The sequence below is a fragment of the Streptomyces sp. NPDC005863 genome (genome assembly GCF_042871345.1).
Taxonomy (GTDB): domain Bacteria; phylum Actinomycetota; class Actinomycetes; order Streptomycetales; family Streptomycetaceae; genus Streptomyces.
On record NZ_JBIAII010000001.1, the window covers coordinates 1027578 to 1049245 of the forward strand.

Below are 21668 nucleotides of genomic sequence, written 5' to 3' on the forward strand. Positions count from 1 at the left end.
GGCCTCACCCTGCGCCCGACGCGCGCCGCCCTCACCCCTCGAACAGCGTCGCCCCGATCCCCGCCACGACCGCGGCGAGACCCGTCTCGAAGCCGCGGTCGTGGGCGCGGAACATCTCGTCGCCCGCCGCCGCGATCAGCGGATACGCGGCCAGCCGCGCGGCGCGCGCCGCCAGTTCGCCGTCCTCCTCGCCGCGCGCCGGGTCGGGCAGCGTGGACTGCTCCTCGATGGCGTACCCGATGGTGTAGCTGTACGCGGTGAACCAGGCCCGCGCGGCCGCCTCCGGGGCGAACCCCGCCTCGTTCAGCACGCGCAGCATCGCCTCCATGGGGGCCGCGTACGACAGGTCCGTGTAGCGCGTGCCGCTGAAGACCTTGGCGCCGTCGCGGTAGCGCAGCAGATGGCCGCGCAGGCCGCACATCGCGGTGGTGACGGCCGTGCGCCAGTCCGGGTCCGGCGTGCTCAGGAACTCGTCGGCCATCCGCCGCATCATCTCGGTGGCCATCTCGTCGAGCAGCGCCTGCTTGTCCTTGAAGTGCCAGTACAGCGCGGGCGCCTTGACGTCCAGGCGCCGGGCGATCGCGCGCAGGGTGAGCCCTTCGAGCCCGGTCTCGTTCAGCAGGTCGAGCGCGGTGCGCGCCACCCGGGTGCGGTCCAGCTTCGTCGTAGCCACCTTGACAACTTAACACCGTTAAGCGCATCCTCCTGACCATGGAACTTAACGACGTTAAGGAAACCGGCGTACTCATCGTGGGCGCGGGCCCCACCGGGCTCGCCCTCGCCTGCGATCTGGCGCGCCGCGGTGTGCGGCCGCTCGTCGTCGAGCGGGCCCCGGCCCTCTTCCCCGGCTCGCGCGGCAAGGGGCTCCAGCCCCGGACCATGGAGGTCTTCGACGACCTCGGCGTGATCGGCGCGGTCCTCGCCTCGGGCGGTCCGATGCCGGTCGGGATGGTGTGGCGGGACGGCGAACGGCAGGGCGAGCACCGGATGTTCGATCCGCCGGAGCCGACCCCGACCGCCCCGTACACCGCGGCCTGGCTGCTCCCCCAGTGGCGCACCCAGGAGATCCTCCTCGCGCGGCTGCGGGAGCTGGGCGGCGACGTGGTCTTCGGCGCGGCGGTGACGGAGCTGACGCAGGACGCGGCGGAGGTCACCGCGCGGCTCTCGACGGGCGGGACGGTACGCGCGGCGTACGCGGTCGCGGCGGACGGCGGCCGGTCCACCCTGCGCCGCGCCCTCGGCATCGCCATGGCGGGCGAGGCCGTCGACCCGAACCCGATCCTGGTGGCGGACGTCCGCATTCCCGCGCTGGACCGGGACAACTGGCACATGTTCCCGGCCGCCGAGGAGGGCGGCCCGTACACGGCGATCTGCCCGCTTCCCGGGGCCGCGGAGTTCCAGCTGGTCGCCCAGTTCCCGCCCGGCACCACGCCCGACCTGACCCTCCAGGGCGTACGGGACCTCGTGGCCGCCCGCACGCACCTGCGCGCCGACGACGTCACCGAACTGCGCTGGGCCTCCGACTTCCGGCCGCGCGCGGCGCTCGCGGACCGGTTCCGGGCGGGCCGCGTCTTCCTGGCCGGCGACGCGGCGCACGTGCACTCGCCCGCCGGCGGCCAAGGCCTCAACACCAGCGTCCAGGACGCCTACAACCTGGGCTGGAAGCTGGCCGCGGTGCTGGGCGGCGGGGCGCCCGAGGCCCTGCTCGACACGTACGAGGAGGAGCGGCGGCCCAACGCCGCGCAGATGCTCGGCCTGTCCACCCGCATCCACCGCGGCGAGGCGAAGCGCGGGGCGGCCACCCGGCAGCTCGGCATCGGCTACCGCACGTCGTCGCTGGCGGTGGAGACGCGCGCGGCCCTGGCGGAGGACGAGCTGCGGGCGGGCGACCGCGCGCCGGACGGGCCGTACGGGACGGGTGGGCCGTACGGGACGGGTGGGCCGGATCGGGGGGACGGGGCGAGCACGCTGTTCGACCTGTTCCGCGGCCCGCACTGGACGCTGCTCGCCGTCGGCACCGACGCCGAGCTGCCGCCGCTGGACGCGGAGTCGGTGCACGTGCACCACATCCCCGCGTACGAGCCGTACGGCAAGGGGCTCTTCCTGGTCCGTCCGGACGGATACGTGGGGTGGGCGGGTACGGACGCGCGGGACGGTCTGACGGAGTACCTGGCCCGGTGCGCCGGTTGACCCCAGGCCCGCCCGGTGCGCCGGTTGACCCCGAGGCCCGCCCGGTCGAACGTGTGACCGGGCAAGCCGCTCGGCCCGCGCGTACGGTGGAGGGACCGTCCCACCGGAGGTCGTCCCGTGTCGCGTCGTCGTCGGCGGAGTGTTCTCGAAGGCCGGGTCGCCGTGGTCACCGGCGCCGGCCGCGGACTCGGCGAGGCCGTCGCGCGGGAGCTCGCGGACCGGGGGGCGAAGGTGGCGCTGGTGGGCCTGGAGGAGAGCGAGCTCGCCCGGGTCGGCGCCGGTCTCCCGGCGACGGCGGCATCGCGCCACTGGCACGTGGACGTCACCGACCACGTGGCCATGGCCCGGGTCGCCGCCGAGGTGCGGGAGCGGATGGGCGCGGTCTCCGTCGTCGTCGCCAACGCCGGGGTGGCGGAGGCCGGACCGTTCGAGGGCTCCGACCCGGAGCGCTGGCGGCGCGTGATCGAGGTCAACCTCGTGGGCAGCGCGGTGACCGCGCGGGCCTTCCTGCCGCAGCTGCTCGCCACGCACGGCCACTATCTGCAGATCGCCTCGCTGGCGTCCGTCGGCGCGACACCGCTGATGACGGCGTACTGCGCGTCGAAGGCGGGCGTGGAGGCGTTCTGCCACGCCCTGCGCGCGGAGGTCCGCACCCGCGGGGTCGGGGTGGGGGTCGGCTATCCGAACTGGATCGACACGGACATGATCCGCGACGCCGGCCGGTCGTCCGCGCTGGCCGCGCTCAAGGCGGAGCTGCCCGCCCCGGCCCGCAGGGTGCAGGCACCGGACCAGGTGGCCCGGCGCCTGGTGTCGGCGGTCGAACGGCGAGCCTCCAGCGTGTACGTGCCGCGGTGGCTGCGGCCCGCACAGGTGGTGCGGGCCGCTCTGCCGGGTCTCGTCACGCGGGTACTGGGCCCGGACCTGAGCCGGGCCGGACACCCGGAGACGGGCCTGCTCGGCGCGGGCGGCCGGGCGACGCCACCGCCCGGTCAATGAACAGCGGCACGGGACGCGCCCCGCTCACCTCTCAGACGCTGCTGAGGGACAACTTCACCGCGAACCCGAGGAACAGCGCGCCCGCCGCCGAAGAGGCGCCCGCCGAGAGGCGCTTGCGGCGCCGGAAGGCGTCGGCGAGCCGGGTGCCGCTGAAGATGAGGGCCGTGAGGTAGAGGAAGCTCGCGAGCTGCGCGAAGGCGCCGAGGACGACGAAGGAGAGCGCCGGGTAGGCGTAGCCGGGGTCGACGAACTGCACGAAGAAGGCGATGAAGAAGAGAATCGCCTTCGGGTTGAGCAGGCTGATCACCAGGGCCCGGCGGAAGGGTCGCTCGGCGGCCTCGTTCTCACCCTCACCGACCGCGTCCACGTTCTTCTCGCGCCGCGTACGCCACAGGGCGACGGCGCCCCGCAGCATGCCGAGCGCGAGCCAGGCCAGATAGCCGGCGCCGGCGTACTTCACGATCCCGAAGAGCACCGCGTTGGCCTGCAGCAGCGAGGCCACGCCGGCCGCGGAGAGCGTCATCAGGACGGTGTCCCCGCACCAGACGCCCGCGGCGGCGGTGTAGCCGGTACGTATGCCGCGGCGTGCGGCGACGGAGAGCACGTACAGCGAGTTCGGGCCCGGCAGCAGAATGATCAGGGCGAGGCCCGCGAGGTAGGTCGGAAGATCGGTGACACCCAGCATGCCCGGAGTCTCGCACGGGCGTACGGACCGCCTCGAACGGTGTCCGGACTGCGGACGCCGGGTCGACCGTCAGTCGCCGTCCAGAAGGGTGTCGACGGCGAGGTCGAGGGGGACGCCGACGGACGGGGGCAGAGCGAAGGTCTGGCCGCGCTGATAACACGAGCGCGCCCCGTACCCGTCCCCCACCGGCCCGGAGTGCACCAGCACTTGACCGTGCTTGCGATCGACGACGACGTACACCGGAACACCCGCCCTGGCATACGTCTCGACCTTCGTCACCAGATCATTGCCCCAGTTGGACGACGTCACTTCCAGCACGAGCTGGAAGACATGGGGCGCGTAGCAGTTCTTCTCGACGACCGCGTCCTTGTAGTCGTCGTCGACGACGGACAGATCAGGCACCGCGTAGTCGTCGAGACCCGTAGGCAACCAGAGGCCAATGCCTTGCAGGTAGCGGAGGCCCGCCTTACGCGCTCCGGCGTCATGGAGGGCGACGGTGAGCCAGGACAAGGTCACCTGATGCGAGCCGTCCGGCGGCGGTGTCACGACGATGCTCCCGTACAGGATCTCCACCCGGTGTCCGGGCAGCTCTTCCCAGAGCCGGTCGGCAGCATCGGCGAGTGACGACTCATGCAGGATCACGACCACGGCAGCCTCCTTTCGGAGCACTCTTCATGAGCGTAACCACCCGGGCATTCCGCTCCGGATCACCCGTTCGAGGCCGCCGCGGCCTCTCCTCAGAAGGCATCCGTCGGCACATATGACCCCCACACCTCCCGCAGCGCGTCGCAGACCTCGCCCACCGTGGCGTGAGCCCTCAGCGCCTCCTTCATCGGATAGAGGACGTTCGCGTCGCCCTTCGCCGCCTCCCTGAGGGCGGTCAGGGCGATGGTCACCGCGGAGGCGTCGCGGTCCGCGCGCAGGCGGGTGAGGCGGGACGCCTGCTGGGCCTCGATCGCCGGGTCGACACGGAGCGGCTCGTACGGTTCCTCCTCGTCGAGGCGGAAGCGGTTGACGCCGACCACCACGCGCTCGCCGCTGTCCGTCTCCTGCGCGATGCGGTAGGCGTTCCGCTCGATCTCGCCCTTCTGGAAGCCCTGCTCGATGGCGTGCACCGCGCCGCCGAGGTCCTCCACGCGGCGCATCAGGTCGAGGGCTGCCCGCTCCACGTCGTCCGTCATGCTCTCCACCACGTACGACCCGGCGAAGGGGTCCACCGTCGCCGTCACGTCCGTCTCGTACGCGAGGACCTGCTGGGTGCGCAGGGCGAGCCGGGCCGACGTGGCGGTGGGCAGCGCGATGGCCTCGTCGAAGGAGTTGGTGTGCAGCGACTGGGTGCCGCCGAGGACCGCGCCGAGGCCCTGCACAGCGACCCGGACGAGGTTCACCTCCGGCTGCTGCGCGGTGAGCTGGACGCCCGCCGTCTGCGTGTGGAAACGCAGCATCAGCGATTTGGGGTCGCGGGCCCCGAACTCCTCCCGCATCACCCGGGCCCAGATGCGCCGCGCCGCACGGAACTTGGCGACCTCCTCCAGGATCGTCGTGCGCGCCACGAAGAAGAAGGAGAGCCGCGGCGCGAAGTCGTCCACGGCCATGCCCGCCGCGACCGCCGTCCGCACGTACTCGATGCCGTCGGCCAGCGTGAAGGCGATCTCCTGCGCGGGCGAGGCGCCCGCCTCGGCCATGTGGTAGCCGGAGATGGAGATGGTGTTCCAGCGCGGCAGCTCGGCCCGGCAGTACCGGAAGGTGTCCGCGACGAGCCGCAGCGACGGCTGGGGCGGGAAGATGTACGTGCCGCGCGCGATGTACTCCTTCAGGACGTCGTTCTGGATCGTGCCGGTCAACTCCCCGGAGGCGACGCCCTGTTCCTCGGCGACGAGTTGGTAGAGCAGGAGCAGCGGCGCGGCGGGCGCGTTGATCGTCATCGACGTGGAGACCTTGTCCAGCGGGATCCCGTCGAACAGGACGCGCATGTCCTCGATGGAGTCGACCGCGACGCCCACCTTGCCGACCTCGCCGCCCGCGATCGGCGCGTCGGAGTCGTGGCCCATCTGGGTCGGCAGGTCGAAGGCGACGGACAGGCCGGTGGTGCCGTGCTCGATGAGCTGCCGGTAGCGGGCGTTGGACTCGGCGGCGGTGCCGAACCCGGCGTACTGGCGCATCGTCCAGGGGCGGCCGGTGTACATCGTCGGGTAGACGCCGCGCGTGTACGGGTACGCGCCGGGGGCGCCGAGCTTCTCCGCCGGGTCCCAGCCCGCCAGGTCCTCGGGGCCGTAGACGGGCTCGATGGGCAGTCCGGACTCCGACTCGTGTGTCATGCCTCCAGCTTGCGCCCGCGGCCCGTACGCGTCACTCGCGGCAAACCGGGAAACACTTCCAGATGTGTCGTCCAGGGCTTGGGGGCGTGATGGGCAGGCAAGCGATATCCGCGGGTGCCGTGGCGGTGCTGGTGCTGACCGCCGGGTGCAAGGCGGTGACGGTGGACGCGGACGGGGCGCCTTCCGGCACGGACGGCAGGCCGAAGGCCGCGGCCACCCGGCCGCCCGCCGAGCGGACCCCGACGGTCCCGCCCCCGGCGCGGACCCCGGAACCCCCCGGCACCCCTCCTCCCGCCGCGACCGCCGCCCCGCCGACGCCTCGTCCGATGACGCTCATGCGGGCGGGCGACCACGGCGGACAGGTGCGGGAACTGCAGGCCAGGCTGCGGCAGATCGCCTGGTTCTTCGCCACCCCCTCGGGGACGTACGGGCCCGCCACCGTCAGCGCGGTCAAGGGCTTCCAGGCCAAGCGCGGCCTGCCCCGCACCGGCGCCGCGGACACCGTCACCCTGGGCAAGCTGCACGCCATGACGCGCGAGCCGACGCGGCAGGAGCTGTACGCGGGGGGCGGGATGCCGCCCGCCCCGCCGGACAAGCGCTGCATGACCGGCCGGGTCCTGTGCATCGCCAAGAGCACCCGCACGCTGACCTGGATGATCGACGGCAGAGCCGTCTCGACCATGGACGTGCGGTTCGGCTCGCAGTACACGCCGACCCGCGAGGGCACCTTCAGCGTCTACTGGAAGTCCCGGCACCACGTATCGACGCTCTACGACACGGCGATGCCGTACGCCATGTTCTTCAGCGGCGGCCAGGCCGTGCACTACTCGTCGGACTTCGCGGCCCGCGGATACAGCGGCGCGTCGCACGGCTGTGTGAACGTACGGGACGAGAAGAAGATCGCGCGGCTGTTCGCCCAGGTGCGCAACGGTGACCGCGTCGTCATCTACAAGTGAGAGGCGCCATCTACAAGGGAGAAGCGAAGGGTGGAAAAGCGGCGTGGGCGGGATCGGGGGAACGTATCCCGCCCACGCCGAGGGCACGGAGCCGAAGGTACGGGGGGAACCCCCGGCTCGTGCGTGGGCCGATGACCAGTCGGCTCACTTCATACTGCGCCGCCGTTCCGAAAAACGTCACACCCCGGATCGCACCAGTGTGTGACACCTCTGTGGGACACCGCTGTGTGACCCTCGAAATCGCACCCGCGGCGAACCGCTACGAGAACCGCTACGAGAGGTACGGCAGTGCGCTGTACGAGCCCGTGGGCGTCGCCCGCGGGGCGGTCGGGGGCGAGATGGGCGGCACGGGGGCGCCACCGGTGTCGCCGCCTCCGTGCGAGCCGCCGTCGTCCTCGTCGCCGCCGGAACCGTTCTCGCCGTCGCCGTCGTGGCCGCCGGGACCGCCCTGGCCGCCACCGCCACCACCCTGGTGGCCGCCACCCTGATGGCCGCCGCCACCCGAGCCGTCGAGGATCCGGCCGCAGAACGCCTCCACCCGGGCCGGGCCCTTCGCGGCATCCTCCAGGCGCCGGCGCTTCTTGCCCTCCAGCTCGCCGCTGCGGTAGGCGCGGCAGGCGGTCACCACCTTGCGGTACCAGCCCTTGGCCTCGTCCCGGTGCGGCGGCCGTTCGCCGGACGGTTGCGACGGGGTCTCGGCGGGGGTCTCGCCGCCCCTCCCGGTACCGGGCGTCGGGTCGTCCGGGCCGGCCGTCGGCTCCCCGGTCGGCTCGTCGCCGGGCGCGGTGCTCTCGTCCGTCTCGATGTCCTCGCTCGGCTCGGACGCGCCGCGGGAGGCGGAGGCTTGCGGCTCGTCCGGGGTGGCGACGGACGAGGCGGACGCGGCGGGGCCGGGTTCGTGGTGCGCGCCGAACGGCGAGGGCAGCACGCCCGTCCCCGCGGCCACGGCGACGCCGCCGACCATGCAGGCCGCGAGGGCCGCGGCGAGCCCGAACCGGACGGGGCGTCCCCAGCGGCTGGGGGCGGGGCGGGTCCCCGCGCGGCTCAGCCGTACGGTCTCGTCCGCGGCGGCGCGGTGGGCGGCCGTCGCGTAGGGCGCGGCCATCGAACCGACGCCGGCGCCCTGCGGGAGCTCGGCGCGGGCGGCCCGGAAGGCGGCCAACGCGGCGGCTTCGCCGGGGAGTTCGCCGGGTACGGGGTGGGGGGAGGCGGCATCGGCGGGGCGGTCGTGTCCTGACCCCACGGGAGGGGCCACCTCCCTGAGGGGCTCACCGCCGGCCCCCTGCGGGGCGTCCGAGGCTGGGGCGTCCTGGGCAGACGTGTCCTGGACCGAGGCGTCCTGGACCGGCATGTCCTGAGCCCCCGGCGCCTCCACCGCGCCAACAACCCGGCCCTGCTCGGCCAGCACGGCCAGCGTCCGGGCGAGCCGGTCCGCCCGCTCCTGCGCGTGGGGGGCGATGCCTTCGAGGGGTTCGCCGCGCAGCAGACGCTCCGCCGCGTCGCGGTCCAGCCACCTGTGCTGCTCGTCGGCCATCACATGTCCTTCTGCGTCCGCGTACGCGATTGCGTCACACCGGCGGACGTCACCGCGCAGCCGCGCGGCTCTCTCTGTGGGGGTACGGCGCCGAGCGCCTCCTGGGGGTCGGCGCTCTGCGCGCCGAGCAGTTCGGCGAGGCGCTTCAGGCCGCGGTGCGCCGCCGTACGGACGGCTCCGGGACGCTTGCCGAGGGTCTGGGCCGCGCTCTTCGCGTCGAGGCCGACGACGACGCGGAGCACGACGGCCTCGGCCTGGTCCTGCGGGAGCCGGGCTATCAGGGCGAGGGCCTCACCGGTGGCGAGGGACTCCAGCGCCTCGTCGGCGGTGTCCGATTCGCCCGGCTTGCCGGTCAGCTCGGACTCGTCGCCACCGACGGCGGGGCGACGTCCCCGCATCCGTATGTGGTCCAGGGCGCGATTGCGCGCGATGCGCGCCGCCCAGCCCCGGAACCGGTCCGCGTCGCCGCTGAACCGTCCGAGGTCGCGCGCGATCTGCAGCCAGGCCTCGGAGGCGACGTCCTCCGCGTCCGGGTCGGCGACCAGCGTGCGTACGTATCCCAACAGCCGTGGGTGCACGGCGCGGTACACAGTCCGGAAGGCGGTCTCGTCCCCGTCCTGCGCCGCAAGCACCGCGGCGGTCAGCTCCGCGTCGTCCCCCAGCACTCTCACAATCCTGCCACTCGGAGATCTGCGCCCGGCCCCGGCGCGAAGCAGCACGCTACGGGCTGGGGAGGCCCTACGTCCATGTTTGTACAACGTGCAACTAGCGGGTGACAGAACGCGGTGTGACAGAAAACGCACCCACGGCGCTGAAGGGAGTACGGACCGCACGCGGTTCGTACCGTGTGCCGGCCGGGGCCTCTCCTGTGGGGGGTGGCGGCCCCGGCCGGTTCTTCGGTGCGCTCTCCGGCGAGCTCCGGAGCGGGCCCGTAGGAGTTCCCGGCCCGCCGCAGCCGCAGCCGCTCTACCGTGAAGCCATGACCGCACTGCCCGACTGGATGCGCCCGCCCCGCGCGGAGGGCTGGTTCGCGGAGGACCTGGATCACCTGCCCGAGGCGCCGCGCCACACCGAGTTGGTCGACGGAGCCCTCGTCTTCGTGACGTCGCCCCAGCGGTCCTGGCACGGTCGTGTCGTCACCGCCCTGACCACCGCGCTCATGGCGCAGGCACCACCCGGCACCGAGGTCGAGCGGGAGATGACGATCCGCCTGGATGCCCGCAACCGCCCGGAGCCCGACCTCCTGCTGACGAGCCTGCCCTACGACCCCGACCGGACCTGGTACGCCCCCGACGACGTGCAGCTCGTCGTGGAAGTCGTCTCCCCCGAGTCCGCCCACCGCGACCGCACGGTCAAGCTCCGCAAGTACGCGGAGGCCGGCATCCCGCACTACTGGTGCGTCGAGGAAGAGGACGGCGCACCGGCCGTCCACGTGTACGAGCTCGACGAACCGACGGGTGCCTACGCGCCCGCGGGCATCTTCCGGGGAACCCTCCGGCGCCCGCTCCCCTTCGAGATCACGCTCGACCTGGACAAGCTCACACCGCCCCGGAGCAGTTGAGGCCGGAGCGGTCGAGAGCCGTATCCGGACGGGGGACGGCGTGCTCAGACCTCGAAGAGGGAGCCGTCGTCTCCGGCGCCCGGGGCGAAGTCGGAGATGTCCAGTGTGCGGGACGGTGGTGGCGTCTTCGCGTGGACCGGCTCGCCGTACTCCGAAAAGCGCAGGATCATGGCCTCGCCGTTTTCCACCTGGCTGACCGCGACGACGTACGGCTTGCCCTCCGCGGCCACGTACATGGTCGTCCGCTGCCCGTTCTGCCGGCCGGTGACCGGGATGACGTCCCGGCCGTAACGGTGGGTTCGCGCAAGGGACTTGAAGGTCTCGCCGGGCTTCGGCGCGGCCGGCATCTCGGCGGTGAAGTCGTCGAGGTCGCAGGGCGCCGGGCCCGCGGCCTGCGCCGAGCCCAGGGAGGAGCCCTCCGGGAGCTTCAGGTACTTGCCGCGGGCGAGCCCCACCCGCTGCCGAGTGCGTGCGGCCACCTCGGGGCCGCGCCGGGCCGCCGCCTCCATGATCGCGTCGAGCGTCGCGTCGCTGTACCGCGCGTAGGTCCCCCCGCCCGCGACGACGAGGATCTCGCCGCGCGCCATCGGGCCGCTGTCGAAGGTGCCCGTGCAGTTGCCGTCACGGTCCACCCGCAGGGAGCCCTTCTGGGTGCCCTTGGCGGTGGTCATGTCGACACCGATCCGTACCGACTCCGTCTCCTTCAGGAGCCGCATGCCCTCGACGGCGAGCTCCTTGCCGCGCCGCTCGTCCACGGGGACGACCTCTTCGAGGGTGCCGCCGGAGTACGACACCCGGCCCTGCGCACCGCAGGACGCGAGCGCACCCACCGCGAGACAGACCGCACCGGCACGTATCCAGCCCTTGTCCGCCCTCATCCGGCGCCCCGTCCGGGCTCCCGTCCGAGTCCCGCCCCGAGTCCCCACCCGTACTCCCACCCCTGGCCCACCCTCACGTCAACCGCACAACTCTCACATGACCCAGCGCACCGGCCCGCCCATCCGTCACGCCCGATGGATGCGTCATACATCACGCGACAAAACACCCGCCCCGCTACAACCCTTTGACCCCTCGATCAGTCGTACGAACTCGCTGAGTTCACCTGAAATTCGCTGAGGGGTGGGGTAATTGAGGCCGCGCAAAACGCGTGAAAAGGCGCGTACCACGCACGCGTACCGTCCGTTGAGTCTGAAGCGCCGGGCATGGCTGACGATGGGCGCCGTCGTGCTCGGCGGCGCGGGGGCCGTGACGTACGCGATGGCCGACCCCGCCGACGGCTCGGGGTCCGGCGCCGATCCGCGCGCCAGGCGGGCGCCGAGCGTGCACGATCTGGCGCTCCGGGCCGACGGCGCGGCGAAGCGGGAGCTGCCGCGCACGTCGACCGGGCAGTTCTCGCTGCTCGGCGTCTCGTGGGGCGGCGCCGCCACCGAGCTGGAAGGCACCGCGCAGGTCCGCACCCGCGCCCTCGGCTCCGACGCCTGGACCGGCTGGCGCTCCCTCGACCTGGAGACGCACCCCGCGGAGAAGCCGGAGGCGGGCACGCGTGCCGCATCCGATCCGCTCTGGGTCGGCCCTTCGGACGGCGTCGAGGTCCGCGTCGTCGCGGCCGACGGCACCGCGAAGTCCGAGCTGCCCAAGGGACTTGAGGTCAACCTCGTGGACCCGGGCGTCACGGCCAAGGAGGCCGGGAACCCGTCCCTCGACGGCGGGACGGGCGCAGGCAAGGGCTCCGGCTCCGGCATGGACCCGGCGGCCTTCGCCGCCGACGAGACCCCCGACCCGGACCCCGCCCCTGACCCCACCCCGACCAGGCCGACGCCCCCGCCGTCCACGGTCACCCAGCCGCCCGTCGTGAAGCGGGCCGCCTGGGGCGCCGACGAGTCCCTCGTCAAGGACCCGCCGGAGTACCTGGAGAAGGTCAAGGCGGTCTTCGTCCACCACACGGTCGGCAGCAACGACTACAGCTGCGCCGAGTCCCCGGCGCTGGTCCGCGGCGTCCTGACGTACCACGTGAACGTCGAGAAGTGGAACGACCTCGGCTACAACTTCCTCGTCGACAAGTGCGGCCAGATATTCGAGGGCCGCGCCGGCGGCATCGACCTGCCCGTGCGCGGCGCGCACACCTACGGCTTCAACGGCGACTCGGCGGGCATCGCCGTCCTCGGCGACTTCGAGGGCGACCCGGCGACGGACAAGCCCGCGGGCAAGCCGACCCGCGCCGCCCTGGAGTCGGTGGCCCGGGTCGCGGCGTGGAAGCTCGGCCAGTACGGCGGCAACCCGGCCGACAAGGTCACGCTGACCGCCGCCGACGACACGGGCGTGTGGAAGAAGGGCGAGCAGGCCACCCTGAACACCGTCTCCGGCCACCGCGACGGCTTCGCCACCCTGTGCCCGGGCAAGAACCTGTACAGCAAGCTCGGTGAGATCCGCCGTTACGCGGGCTCGCCGGGCCGCAACTCCGCCATCCCGTCCGGCGACTACAACCGCGACGGCATCGCCGACCTGATCGCCGCCACCCCGAAGGCGTCGTCGTCCCGCGGCCGCGTCACGGTCGTGCCCGGCGGCCTCGACGGCCCGGTCGGCGCGTCCCGCATCTCCCTGACGCAGGCCAGTGCGGGCGTCCCCGGCTCCTCGGAGACCGGCGACAACTGGGGCGCCGCCACGGCCTGGGGCGACCTGAACGCCGACGGATACGCGGACCTCGTCATCGGCGCCCCCGGCGAGGACGACACCGCCGGCCACGCCGACCGCGGCGCGGTCACGATGCTGTACGGCCCGAAGTTCACGTCCGGCACGGACATGCAGCTCTCGCCCGACTTCCACTACCCCGGGGCGAAGTTCGGCTCCGCGGTGGCCTCGGGCGACTTCAACGCCGACGGCAAGGCCGACGTGTTCGCCGCGGCCACCGGCACGGGCGGCTCGTGGGCCGCGCGGCTCGACGCGGAGCACGAGTCGGGCGGCAGCCTCACCTCGGGCGACACCGCCATCGCCTACCCCGACGCCGCGTCCGGCGACTTCAACCGCGACGGCTACGCGGACGTGGCGCTGACCTACCGCGACCAGGCGGGCAAGGGCAAGGTCGCCTGGTTCCGCGGCGGCCGCTCGGGGCTGAGCCGGGTCGGCGTGCTGTCCGTACCCGGCGGCCGGTCCGTCGCCGTGGGCGACGTCAACGGCAACGGCTACGACGACCTGGTCATCGGCCAGCCGTACACCGCCGAGTCGGGCGCCCACGCGGGCGGCCAGGTCACCGTGGTCCCCGGCACGTCGAGCGGGTTCACGACGACCGGCATGAAGACGGTCCACCAGGCGACGTCCGGCGTGCCCGGCGCCGCCGAGGCGGGCGACGCCATGGGCTGGTCGGTCGCGGCCGGCGACTACAACGGCGACGGATACGCGGACGTCCTGACCGGCGCCCCGGACGAGGACATCACCCGCGCCGAGAAGAACCGCAAGGACGCGGGCACCTCCCTCCTCCTGAAGGGCTCGTCCTCCGGCCTGACCGGCACGGGCGCGAAGGCCTTCTCGCAGGACGAGCCGGATGTCCCCGGGTCCACGGAGTCCGGTGACCGCCTGGGCTCGTCGGTGACCCTCGCGGACATCTCCGGCCACGGCCGCGCCGACCTGGCCATCGGCGTCGAGGGCGAGGACACGGGCGACGGCACCATCCTCCAGCTGGACAGCGGCAGTTCGGGCGGCGTGCCCGGATCGAGCGGCGTCTACTACGGCCGTACGCTGCTGGGGACGCCCGCGGGCGCCCGGCTCGGGCAGGCGCTGACGCCGTAGCACCCGCACGAACGCGCCGCTCCCCCGACACGGGGAGCGGCGCGTCCATGTTGTCCAGGAGTTGTCTGGAGTCGTCCGGAGTCGTCCGGAGTTGTCCGGTGCTCACCCGGTGTCGCTGGGCACCCGGCAGTCCTCGGGCTGCGGCCTGCCGTTCGGCCAGCCGATGCCGACGAACTCCAACCCCCGGGTGACCGGGTCGAGTTCGACGACGGCCACCGGCTTGTCGTAGGCGTTGCCCGCGTTGGTCAGACAGATCCAGCCGCTGGTCCCCGCGACCTTGTTGACCGCCTCCAGGCGCTGCCACATGTCGGAGACCCGCTTCAGGGGCGGCACCGTGCCCTCGGTCTGGGCGTTGGCGAGCAGCACCGCCTTGGCGATCGTGCGCACACCGTCGTGGACCAGCATGGTGCGGGAGTCCTCCAGGCGGACCGGGCCGATGTCGCCCGCGGTGCGCCGGGTGATGAGCTCGCTCAGCGTGTGCAGCTCCTGCTGGGGCTGGGTGAGGTAGGTGGGGCGGCGCTTGCCCATGCCCTTGCGGTGCAGCTCCCGGTCCCACGCGTCGGGGTGCCCGGGGGCCGCGTACTGCACCGTGACGGCGGGTTCCTTGCCGTCGCCGCCGCGCAGTCGCGCCCAGTCGTCGGCCTTCAGGTAGCGGTCGAGGGTGGCCGATCCGGAGCCGCTGATGACCGTGTACTTCTTGCCGCGGCACGGCACCTCGGCCAGCTTCAGGGCGAAGAGCCGCAGGTGGACGGGGCGGCCCGCGAAGTAGACGTAGCGCGCGGAGGACTGGCAGATGTTCTGGGCGATGAGGGAGAAGTCGTTGCCGGTGTCGCCCTGTTCGGTGATCGAGGGCGACTCGAAGGTCTGGTCCTTGGGTCCGGGCGGGCCGTCCTCGTCGCGGCTGAAGGCGGCGGCGAGCGAGTTGTTGTAGATGTCGTGCGGCCGTTCGTCCTTGACCAGGACGGTCTGCTCGTCCTTGAGCTGTCCGTGGAAGCTGGCCAGCGCGTCCGCCTGCTGGCGGTTGGTGGGGATGATGCGGGCGAGGCCGGGATAGGGGTCCTTGCCCGCGGCGTTCTCCGGGTTGGCGAGGCCGTCGGCGCTGACGCGGCTGGCGAGGACGGGGAGGTGCAGGTCATGGGTGAGGCGCGCGATGGCCTTCTCGGTGGCGTCCAGGCTGAGGTTGAAACCGGTGACGGCCCGGAGGTTGTCCTTCTTGTCCCGCGCCATCGCGCCCAACTGGTCGACGACGCGCGCCTGTTGGCCGTACGCGTCACCGGGGTTGGCAAGGACCAGGCGCAGCAGCGGCGTGCTCTCCGCGCGGTTAGCCCGGTACTGGGCGAGGTAGGCGCCCTGGACCTCGCTGCGCAGCTGTTTGCGCTCGGCGGCGATGTCGGGCTGGAGGGGCAGCATCAGCGCGACGGTGACGTGCGGCTTGTCGCCGACATGTTCGTTCTCCCGCGCGATGGCCCGGGCCACCTTGTCGATCTCCGGTGTGCCGAAGGCGTATCCGGTGCCGTTGACGCCGATGCACTCGCCGGCGTGCTTCTCGACCCCGGCGGCGCAGCTGTCCGGTTCGCCCATCGGGGGCAGGAAGACGTACAGGAGCACGCCGGCGGCCACGAGGCCGAGCAGCGTGAGGATCCTGCGCATCCAGTTGGCCAAGAACGTGTTGTACAGCCAGTTCCCGAACTGCCTCAACGCTGCCCTCCCTCTGCCGGTGACGCCCTCGTCCGGGCCGGCCTGAGCGCCGTACCCGGTGTGCTCGCCCGGACCGCCTGCGGCCTCAGCCGAACCCGATGTGCTCCGTGCACACGCACCGCTGCAGCGGCTGTTTGTCCTCGGCCCGGTCGCCCCAGTCGCGGGCCATCCGGATGAGGAGGGCGGCCCCGTCCGCCGCCCTGGTCACGTCGGCGCCCTCGGGGCCCTGGTGGCGGACCGCGTCGTCGGCGATGCGCGCCAGCTCCTCGCTGAGCTCGCGCAGTGGCCCGCGCAGCACGCCGGGCACGATCTCCTCCAGCGGCCGTGTGCGGTCCTCGGTGAGCCAGACGGCGTGCAGCAGCCGGTCGATCTGGCGCCGCCGGGTGTCGCCGCGCACCTGCCGCTCGCCGAGCGCGCGGGCGTAGCGGTCGTCGGGGGCGCCGATGAGCGCGGCGTCCGCCATGGCGAGCAGCTCCGCGCACCACTCGTCGGTGGGGCGGGTGTGGAACGCGTCGGCGAGGTGGCGGGTGACGAGTTCCGCGCCGTCGGAGGCGAGCAGGTGGTGCATGCGGTGCGCGGCGGCGGTGACGAACAGCGGGTCGGGGTGGCGGTCGCCCAGGTCGCGGTAGTGGCCCTGGAGCAGCGCGTGGTCGGCGTGCCAGGCCGCGCCGTCGTCGCGCAGCCGGTGCAGCCTGCGGGTGAGCAGCCGGCGCAGGCCGAGGTCGCCGATGAAGTGCCGGGGGCAGCGCGGCCAGCCGGTGTCCTCCAGGAGTTCGGCGATGCGGTAGGCGTTCAGCTGCTCGGTGCGCCCTTCCTGCACCGCGCGCATCAGGGTCTGGGCGCACTCCACGTCGTGCGCGACACAGAGGTGGGTGAGCAGGTCGAGCCAGTGGGCGCGGTGTTCGGGCGGCAGCTCCTCGGGGCGCTGGCGGACGACGAGTTCGTCGACGAGTACGTCGGCGACGGGCCGGTCCGCGACGGGGTGGCCCCGGTCGTCCTCACCCGCGGGCACCCGGGCGTCCAGGATGGCCCAGTCGGTGCACTCGTCGGGCGTGGGGAACGCGGTCGCCGCGGTCGCCTCGCCGAGCCGGGTCACGAACAGCGGCCGCCCGCCGCTCAGCCGGTGCACACCGCTGTGGATGCGCAGCCGTACGGCGTTGTCGAGCGGGTCGTGGCCGCCGCGCAGCCGGCTGAGCTCGTCCCGCTGCCGGTCGCGGGTGAGGACGGGCATGCGCACCAGGAGGACGCCCCGCCACAGCGGCGCGTGGTCGGGCACGCCGCCGGCCGGGCGCTGCCACGCGGGCAGCGTGCCGGTGAAGGGCTGCCAGCTCGCCACGGAGTCGTGGCTGGAGCCCGCCCGGTGCAGGAAGCGGCCGCCGTCCTCGCGGCGGGCGGTGGCGAAGATGACGAGACGGTCGTGGTGCCCGCGCTCCCGGTCCTCCAGGGCGGGTTTCACCAGGCGCCGGCCGAGGACGTTGTCCGCGTGGTCGAGGAGCAGGGCGGGCCGTCCCACGCGGGACATCCGGCCGCGCACGGAGTGGTACGCGGCGTCGATGTCCTGCCGCAGCGCCCGGAAGAGGAACCCCTCGGCGATCCGCCGGGCCTCGCCGCCCTGCTGGAAGTCCTCGCCGAGCGCCCGCAGTCCGGCCGCCGGGTGGCCGCCGGCGCCGGGGTACTCGCCGTAGCAGGCGGTGAGGGCGGCCCTGCCCTCGGTCGAGACGCGGGCGAACAACCCGTCGAGCAGGGCGTTGAGGAAGGGCCCGGCCAGCGGGTGGCCGACGAGTCCGGCCACGTATCCGACGTAGTTCCTGGCCGTCCCCTTCAGCACGCCGCGCCAGAAGGAGCCGGGCGGCAGGATCCCGTCGAGCCGGCTCACCTCCCGGACCAGCGGCGCGGGCCTGGCGAGCCGGTCGCTCGCCGCCACGGCCGCCAGACCGGCGTACAGGCGCGGCACGGGTATCCCGCCGCCGTCGCCGCCCCAGTCCCCGTACTGCAGCGCGATCTTGCGCAGCACCTCGGTCATCTCCGAACGGCTGCCGGGCCGCGCCTCGGCCTGCTCCCGGCAGTCGGTGAGCGCGCAGTCGATGTGGGCGACGGGCACGCGCGGCCCGAAGTGCCGCCGTATGCACCGCAGAAGCCGCCCCTTGCCCATGCCGGGGCCGCCGACGAGCAGGACGACGGGCAGGTCGGGCCCGTAGAGCGGTTCCCTCTTGCGCCCGGCCGAGGTCTTCCCGAGCAGCCGGGCGACCAGGCCACCGTCGTCCAGCAGCTCGTCGAATCCGAGTTCCTCAGGCACGGGCACTCCGTGGCCGTGACGGCCGGGTCGTCGGATGATGGCTCGTCAGGTTAACCAAGGGGCGGGAGTTTGGGGAAGGTGCACAAGTTCCTTTGCCGGGCAGCGAGTTGACCATGGCCGGTGGCGAGATCATCGCCGCCTGTACGGGAGGAGCCGTAAGTGGCCGGAAACACCCCCACCCTGCGGGGTTCCGGCGGCGGCCGGACCACGGGTGAGAGTGCGGTGCCCGGCACCTCCCGGGCCAGCCGCCGCAGACCGCGGTACGTGGCGGACCGCACCGCCGCCGGACGCTTGCCGAGGACCCTCGCGGCGGCCGGCCCTTCGAGGCCCACGATCACCCGCAGCAGCACCGCCCTGCCCTGGTCGGGCGGCAGCGTGGCGAGGAGACCCAGGACGTGCGCGGTCGAGAGCGTCTCCAGGGCGCGGGCCGCCGTGTCGTCGAGGGACGGTACGTCGGCCACGTCCTGCTCGGCCGGCGCGGCAGCCCGGGGTCTGGACCGCTGCCGTCGCAGATGGTCCAGGGCGCGGTGGCGCGCGACGGTCGCGGCCCAGCGGCGGAAGTCGGCGCCGCCGCCGTGGAACCGGCGCAGGTCGCGGACGATCTGCAGCCAGGCCTCGGAGACCACGTCCTCCGCGTCGTCGCCGACGCGTGCGCGCACGGCGCCGATGAGCCCCGGGTGCACGCTCCGGTAGACGTGGGCGAAGGCCGCCTCGTCCCCCGCCCGCGCCTGGCCCAGTGCCCGCGTCAGCTCCTCGTCACCCGTCGTCGGACGGCGATGTCCCGCACCCTGCGCCACGCCTGCCTCTTCACCCCGTCGGCACCGCCCACCGTGCCCGTGCCCGTCGCGCCCCCGCGTACCGCACTGTGCCGCTCACTCTGCCGCAGTTCCCCGTAAAAGAAGAAGGCTTTATATCTCCCGGCGGCGATATCTCGCCGCGAACTTTTCACGCCGCCTCGCGGGACCACCCCGGCAACGTGAGGCAGAAATCCTGGAGGGACGGTTCGGAGCCTTCCATTCCGCCTCGCTCCAGGCAATTGACGACCTTGCCGAGGGGATGCCGCCCTTCCCGTACAACCATTCACCGGGTTCACGCGTCAGGCGAATGTCCTTTTTATTCCACCTCTGGTGAACCGGCCCTGAGGTGTTGTATAACCAGCCGTATTTGCGGGGACGGGAAGATGAAGGGCAAAAGCATGAGGGACGACGAGAAAAGCGGTGGCTTAGCAGAATTCGGCGCGGGGGACGTCGACCCGGGGGTCTTGGGGGAAGTCGTCGTACCCGAGGATCCCGACGATCCGACGGTGGTCGGGGAAATCCCGGACCACCGCGTGGTGATCGTCGCCGCCGTACTCGTCGGTATCTGCGCCGCATTCATCGCCTACGGGTTTCTCGGCGGCGGTGACGGCGGGGGCGACGACAGCGACGGCGACGGCGGTACCTCCGGGGAACGCCCCGCGCGCACCGCCTCGGCGCCCTACCGCGTCACGGACATGGGCGCGGACACAGGCGCGGGCCCGCACGCCGACCGGAGCCCCTAGGGTCCTCCGCCCGGATCAGGCCGGGCGGAACTCAGACCTGCTGGTCCTGCCCCCGCCCCCGCGCCCGCCGCGAAACCACCGCCCGCAGTACCCGGCGGCCCTCCATGGAGACGTCCAGGGCCTGGCGCAGGCCGCCCGCCGGGCCCGCGCCCTTGTTGCCGAGGAGTTCCAGGATCCGTACCTGGCGGCGGAGTTCGGCCGCGACCAGCGGGGTCATGCCGTCGGTGCGACCCTCGCGGCGTGCCGTCACCGAGCGGCCGCCGCCCGGGGGCGCAGTGTCCAGGAGACGGTGGACCTGGAGCGCGGCGACCGAGCAGGCGTCCGCCCACTCCCGTACCTCCGGGCCCGCGTACGCCGTCGGCACGGCTTCGAGCATCCGCCGGGCCAGTGCCGCCGCCTCACCGGAAGCAGCACCACCTTGCGCACCGTCCTGAACAGCGCCCCGTCGGGCCCGCTCCCCCGGCCCCCCGTCCAGCGCCGCACGCGCCTCCGCCAGCGGTCCGCCCCAGTCGCCGCCCTCCGCGAGCCGCGTCCACAGCGGGCGCAGCAGGTCGTCGTCGCCGCCGAGCACCGGAACGCACCGGTCGAGGCAGGCGAGACCGCTCGCCGCGAGGCCCCTCTCGTCGGCCTGTGCGATCAGCTCCACCAGGCTCATGCTGTACGTCTCCCCCGTCACGGACCCTGCACCGGCCCCGCACGGGCCCCGCACTGACCCTTACTGCGTGCACCGGCCCCGGAACGTCACTGCGGGACCACGCCGAGCCGGTCGAGGAAGCGGAAGAAGAGTTCCTCGGCCGAGGGTTCGGCGTCCGCGTTCAGGACGTCGAACAGGGGCCCCGCCGTGACCGTACGGCCCGACTCCGCCGCCCAGGCCACCGCACGCCGCGCCGCGTCGCGGGGCTCCAGGAAGTAGTCCTCCACGGTCAGTTCGGCGTCGCCGAGGTAGCCGGCCATCGCGGCGCGGTCCAGGCAGGTCGTCCACGCCCCGCTCTCGGGGGCGGCCGCCTCGACGACCACGCAGTCGCTGTCCATCACATAGCCGAAGAGGGCGGGCGCGCCCGTCTCCTGGGCCAGCGCGTTCATGTTCCCGACGTCCCGCGCGCCCTCGCCGCCCGGCACCTCCCACACCTGCCAGCCGTCGGACCTGCGGTCGAGGAGGGACAGCTCGTCCCGTACGGCGGCCACCGCGGAGAGCTCCGCGAGCGGCTGATCGCTCTTGCCGACGACGTAGTACCCCCAGTAACCCATGGCGCGTCCCCCCGTGTGCTCGTACTGGACTTCGCGGCCGAATACACCACAGGCATCGGTGGTTTCGCCACCAAAAAGCCGAAATCACGCGAGGGGTGCGCGGCTACGGAAGGGCGGGGTCCCGCGGCGGGCCCGACCTGGCCTTGTCGTCCTGGAGGCGGGTGAGGCGGTGCACGAAGACCATGGCGAGGACGGCCGACGCGATGTCGACGACGTCGGAGAACATCAGGTTGCCGACGGCGTCCCTGATCTCGTGGGGCTCCTCGGCCCGCCAGTACGACTGGGTGGACCACCGCCCGGCGAGCAGGTTCACCACCCACAGCGTCCACCAGGCGTTGAGCAGCCGGTGCGGTACGGCGCCCGCCCGCGGGTCGAGGGTCATGGAGCGGTCGAGTGCCACCGAGCGCGGGCCGCTCGCGTCCCAGATGTCCAGGGCGATCCGCCGCGGGAACCAGAGGTTCGCCACCGGCACGAACCAGCCGCCGACGGCCCAGCCGCGCGTCTTGCGGTGGATGAACGGCTCGAACACCTCGGCGTTCACGCGCACCCGGTGGAACCAGACCAGGAACACGACGCAGGTCGCGAGCAGCGCCCCGGTCTGCAGGAAGCCGGAGGCGGCGTACAGCGTGTCGGCGCGGTCCGCCTCGCGCTCGATCCCGGCGCCGTAGTCGCCGGAGATCAGATCGTCCATCACCCCGCGCATCACCGTGCCCGCCCACAGCGAGTACAGGTCGGCGGCGACGGCGACGGCGAGCAGTGCGATGACGGCGCGGCTGAGGCCGACCGGCGAGCGCAGGTGGGCCGGGCGGCCCGCCGGAACGTGCGGCGGCGGATGATCCTTGGACAGCATGATGGAGCGACCC

Annotated in this window: 18 protein-coding genes and 1 pseudogene; 6 read left to right on the forward strand and 13 right to left on the reverse strand. The window is 73.1% G+C overall.

Going from position 1 to position 21668, the window contains the following annotated elements:
* Positions 1–31: 31 nt before the first annotated feature.
* Positions 32–673 carry a TetR/AcrR family transcriptional regulator C-terminal domain-containing protein gene (locus ACFYO9_RS04410; RefSeq protein ID WP_358776723.1) on the reverse strand — a complete coding sequence of 214 codons (642 nt, stop codon included), beginning with the start codon at positions 671–673 and terminating at the stop codon, positions 32–34.
* Positions 674–711: 38 nt separating this feature from the next.
* Between ACFYO9_RS04410 and ACFYO9_RS04415 the strand changes: the two genes are divergently transcribed.
* The gene (locus ACFYO9_RS04415; RefSeq protein ID WP_358776724.1) at positions 712–2190 is read left to right on the forward strand and encodes an FAD-dependent monooxygenase; all 1479 of its coding nucleotides are present in this window, start codon (positions 712–714) and stop codon (positions 2188–2190) included.
* Between the two features lie 117 nt (positions 2191–2307).
* The gene (locus ACFYO9_RS04420) at positions 2308–3186 is read left to right on the forward strand and encodes an SDR family oxidoreductase (protein ID WP_355803587.1); all 879 of its coding nucleotides are present in this window, start codon (positions 2308–2310) and stop codon (positions 3184–3186) included.
* 31 nt (positions 3187–3217) lie between these two features.
* Here ACFYO9_RS04420 and leuE read toward each other — a convergent pair whose 3' ends face one another.
* The 3 genes from leuE to ACFYO9_RS04435 all read right to left on the reverse strand — a co-directional run bounded on the left by leuE (position 3218) and on the right by ACFYO9_RS04435 (position 6189).
* Entirely contained in the window at positions 3218–3871 is a 654-nt protein-coding gene (gene leuE / locus ACFYO9_RS04425) for a leucine efflux protein LeuE (protein WP_355803589.1), read from the reverse strand.
* Positions 3872–3940: 69 nt separating this feature from the next.
* Positions 3941–4519, reverse strand: a complete 579-nt coding sequence (locus tag ACFYO9_RS04430; protein WP_358776725.1) for a Uma2 family endonuclease — start codon at positions 4517–4519, stop codon at positions 3941–3943.
* An 89-nt stretch (positions 4520–4608) separates the two neighbouring features.
* Positions 4609–6189 carry a methylmalonyl-CoA mutase family protein gene (locus tag ACFYO9_RS04435; protein WP_358776726.1) on the reverse strand — a complete coding sequence of 527 codons (1581 nt, stop codon included), beginning with the start codon at positions 6187–6189 and terminating at the stop codon, positions 4609–4611.
* Positions 6190–6278: 89 nt separating this feature from the next.
* Here ACFYO9_RS04435 and ACFYO9_RS04440 point away from each other — a divergent pair, with 89 nt between their 5' ends.
* Complete coding sequence (locus ACFYO9_RS04440) at positions 6279–7145, forward strand: L,D-transpeptidase family protein (protein WP_358776727.1); 867 nt, start codon at positions 6279–6281, stop codon at positions 7143–7145.
* Positions 7146–7416: 271 nt separating this feature from the next.
* On the opposite strand, the gene ACFYO9_RS04445 is transcribed toward ACFYO9_RS04440, so the two are convergent.
* Positions 7417–8679 (reverse strand): hypothetical protein, encoded by a 1263-nt coding sequence (locus tag ACFYO9_RS04445; RefSeq protein WP_358776728.1) that lies wholly within the window; start codon positions 8677–8679, stop codon positions 7417–7419.
* The gene (locus ACFYO9_RS04450; protein ID WP_355803598.1) at positions 8679–9344 is read right to left on the reverse strand and encodes an RNA polymerase sigma factor; all 666 of its coding nucleotides are present in this window, start codon (positions 9342–9344) and stop codon (positions 8679–8681) included. The genes ACFYO9_RS04445 and ACFYO9_RS04450 overlap by 1 nt, the downstream gene beginning before the upstream one ends.
* Positions 9345–9658: 314 nt before the next feature.
* Between ACFYO9_RS04450 and ACFYO9_RS04455 the strand changes: the two genes are divergently transcribed.
* Positions 9659–10240: a Uma2 family endonuclease gene (locus ACFYO9_RS04455; protein ID WP_358776729.1), complete on the forward strand. Its 582-nt coding sequence runs from the start codon at positions 9659–9661 to the stop codon at positions 10238–10240.
* Between the two features lie 44 nt (positions 10241–10284).
* Here the strand turns inward: ACFYO9_RS04455 and ACFYO9_RS04460 are convergent, their stop codons facing one another.
* Positions 10285–11118, reverse strand: a complete 834-nt coding sequence (locus tag ACFYO9_RS04460) for a hypothetical protein (RefSeq protein WP_358776730.1) — start codon at positions 11116–11118, stop codon at positions 10285–10287.
* Positions 11119–11422: 304 nt separating this feature from the next.
* On the opposite strand from ACFYO9_RS04460, the gene ACFYO9_RS04465 reads away from it, so the two are divergent.
* Entirely contained in the window at positions 11423–14023 is a 2601-nt protein-coding gene (locus ACFYO9_RS04465) for an FG-GAP-like repeat-containing protein (protein ID WP_358776731.1), read from the forward strand.
* Positions 14024–14125: 102 nt separating this feature from the next.
* Here ACFYO9_RS04465 and ACFYO9_RS04470 read toward each other — a convergent pair whose 3' ends face one another.
* The 3 genes and pseudogenes from ACFYO9_RS04470 to ACFYO9_RS04480 all read right to left on the reverse strand — a co-directional run.
* On the reverse strand, positions 14126–15721 hold the full coding sequence (locus ACFYO9_RS04470; RefSeq protein WP_358776732.1) for an amino acid ABC transporter substrate-binding protein: 1596 nt from the start codon (positions 15719–15721) through the stop codon (positions 14126–14128).
* 85 nt (positions 15722–15806) lie between these two features.
* Complete coding sequence (locus ACFYO9_RS04475; RefSeq protein ID WP_358776733.1) at positions 15807–18017, reverse strand: hypothetical protein; 2211 nt, start codon at positions 18015–18017, stop codon at positions 15807–15809.
* Positions 18018–18247: 230 nt separating this feature from the next.
* Positions 18248–18814: pseudogene (locus ACFYO9_RS04480) on the reverse strand (RNA polymerase sigma factor); the annotation flags it as partial.
* Between the two features lie 398 nt (positions 18815–19212).
* On the opposite strand from ACFYO9_RS04480, the gene ACFYO9_RS04485 reads away from it, so the two are divergent.
* Positions 19213–19557, forward strand: coding sequence for a hypothetical protein (locus tag ACFYO9_RS04485; RefSeq protein WP_358776734.1), 345 nt, complete (start codon positions 19213–19215; stop codon positions 19555–19557).
* Positions 19558–19588: 31 nt separating this feature from the next.
* Here ACFYO9_RS04485 and ACFYO9_RS04490 read toward each other — a convergent pair whose 3' ends face one another.
* The 3 genes from ACFYO9_RS04490 to ACFYO9_RS04500 all read right to left on the reverse strand — a co-directional run bounded on the left by ACFYO9_RS04490 (position 19589) and on the right by ACFYO9_RS04500 (position 21655).
* Positions 19589–20212: a hypothetical protein gene (locus ACFYO9_RS04490; RefSeq protein WP_358776735.1), complete on the reverse strand. Its 624-nt coding sequence runs from the start codon at positions 20210–20212 to the stop codon at positions 19589–19591.
* Between the two features lie 86 nt (positions 20213–20298).
* The gene (locus ACFYO9_RS04495; RefSeq protein WP_358776736.1) at positions 20299–20805 is read right to left on the reverse strand and encodes a hypothetical protein; all 507 of its coding nucleotides are present in this window, start codon (positions 20803–20805) and stop codon (positions 20299–20301) included.
* 103 nt (positions 20806–20908) lie between these two features.
* Entirely contained in the window at positions 20909–21655 is a 747-nt protein-coding gene (locus ACFYO9_RS04500) for a DUF4328 domain-containing protein (protein ID WP_358710379.1), read from the reverse strand.
* Positions 21656–21668 lie beyond the last annotated feature (13 nt).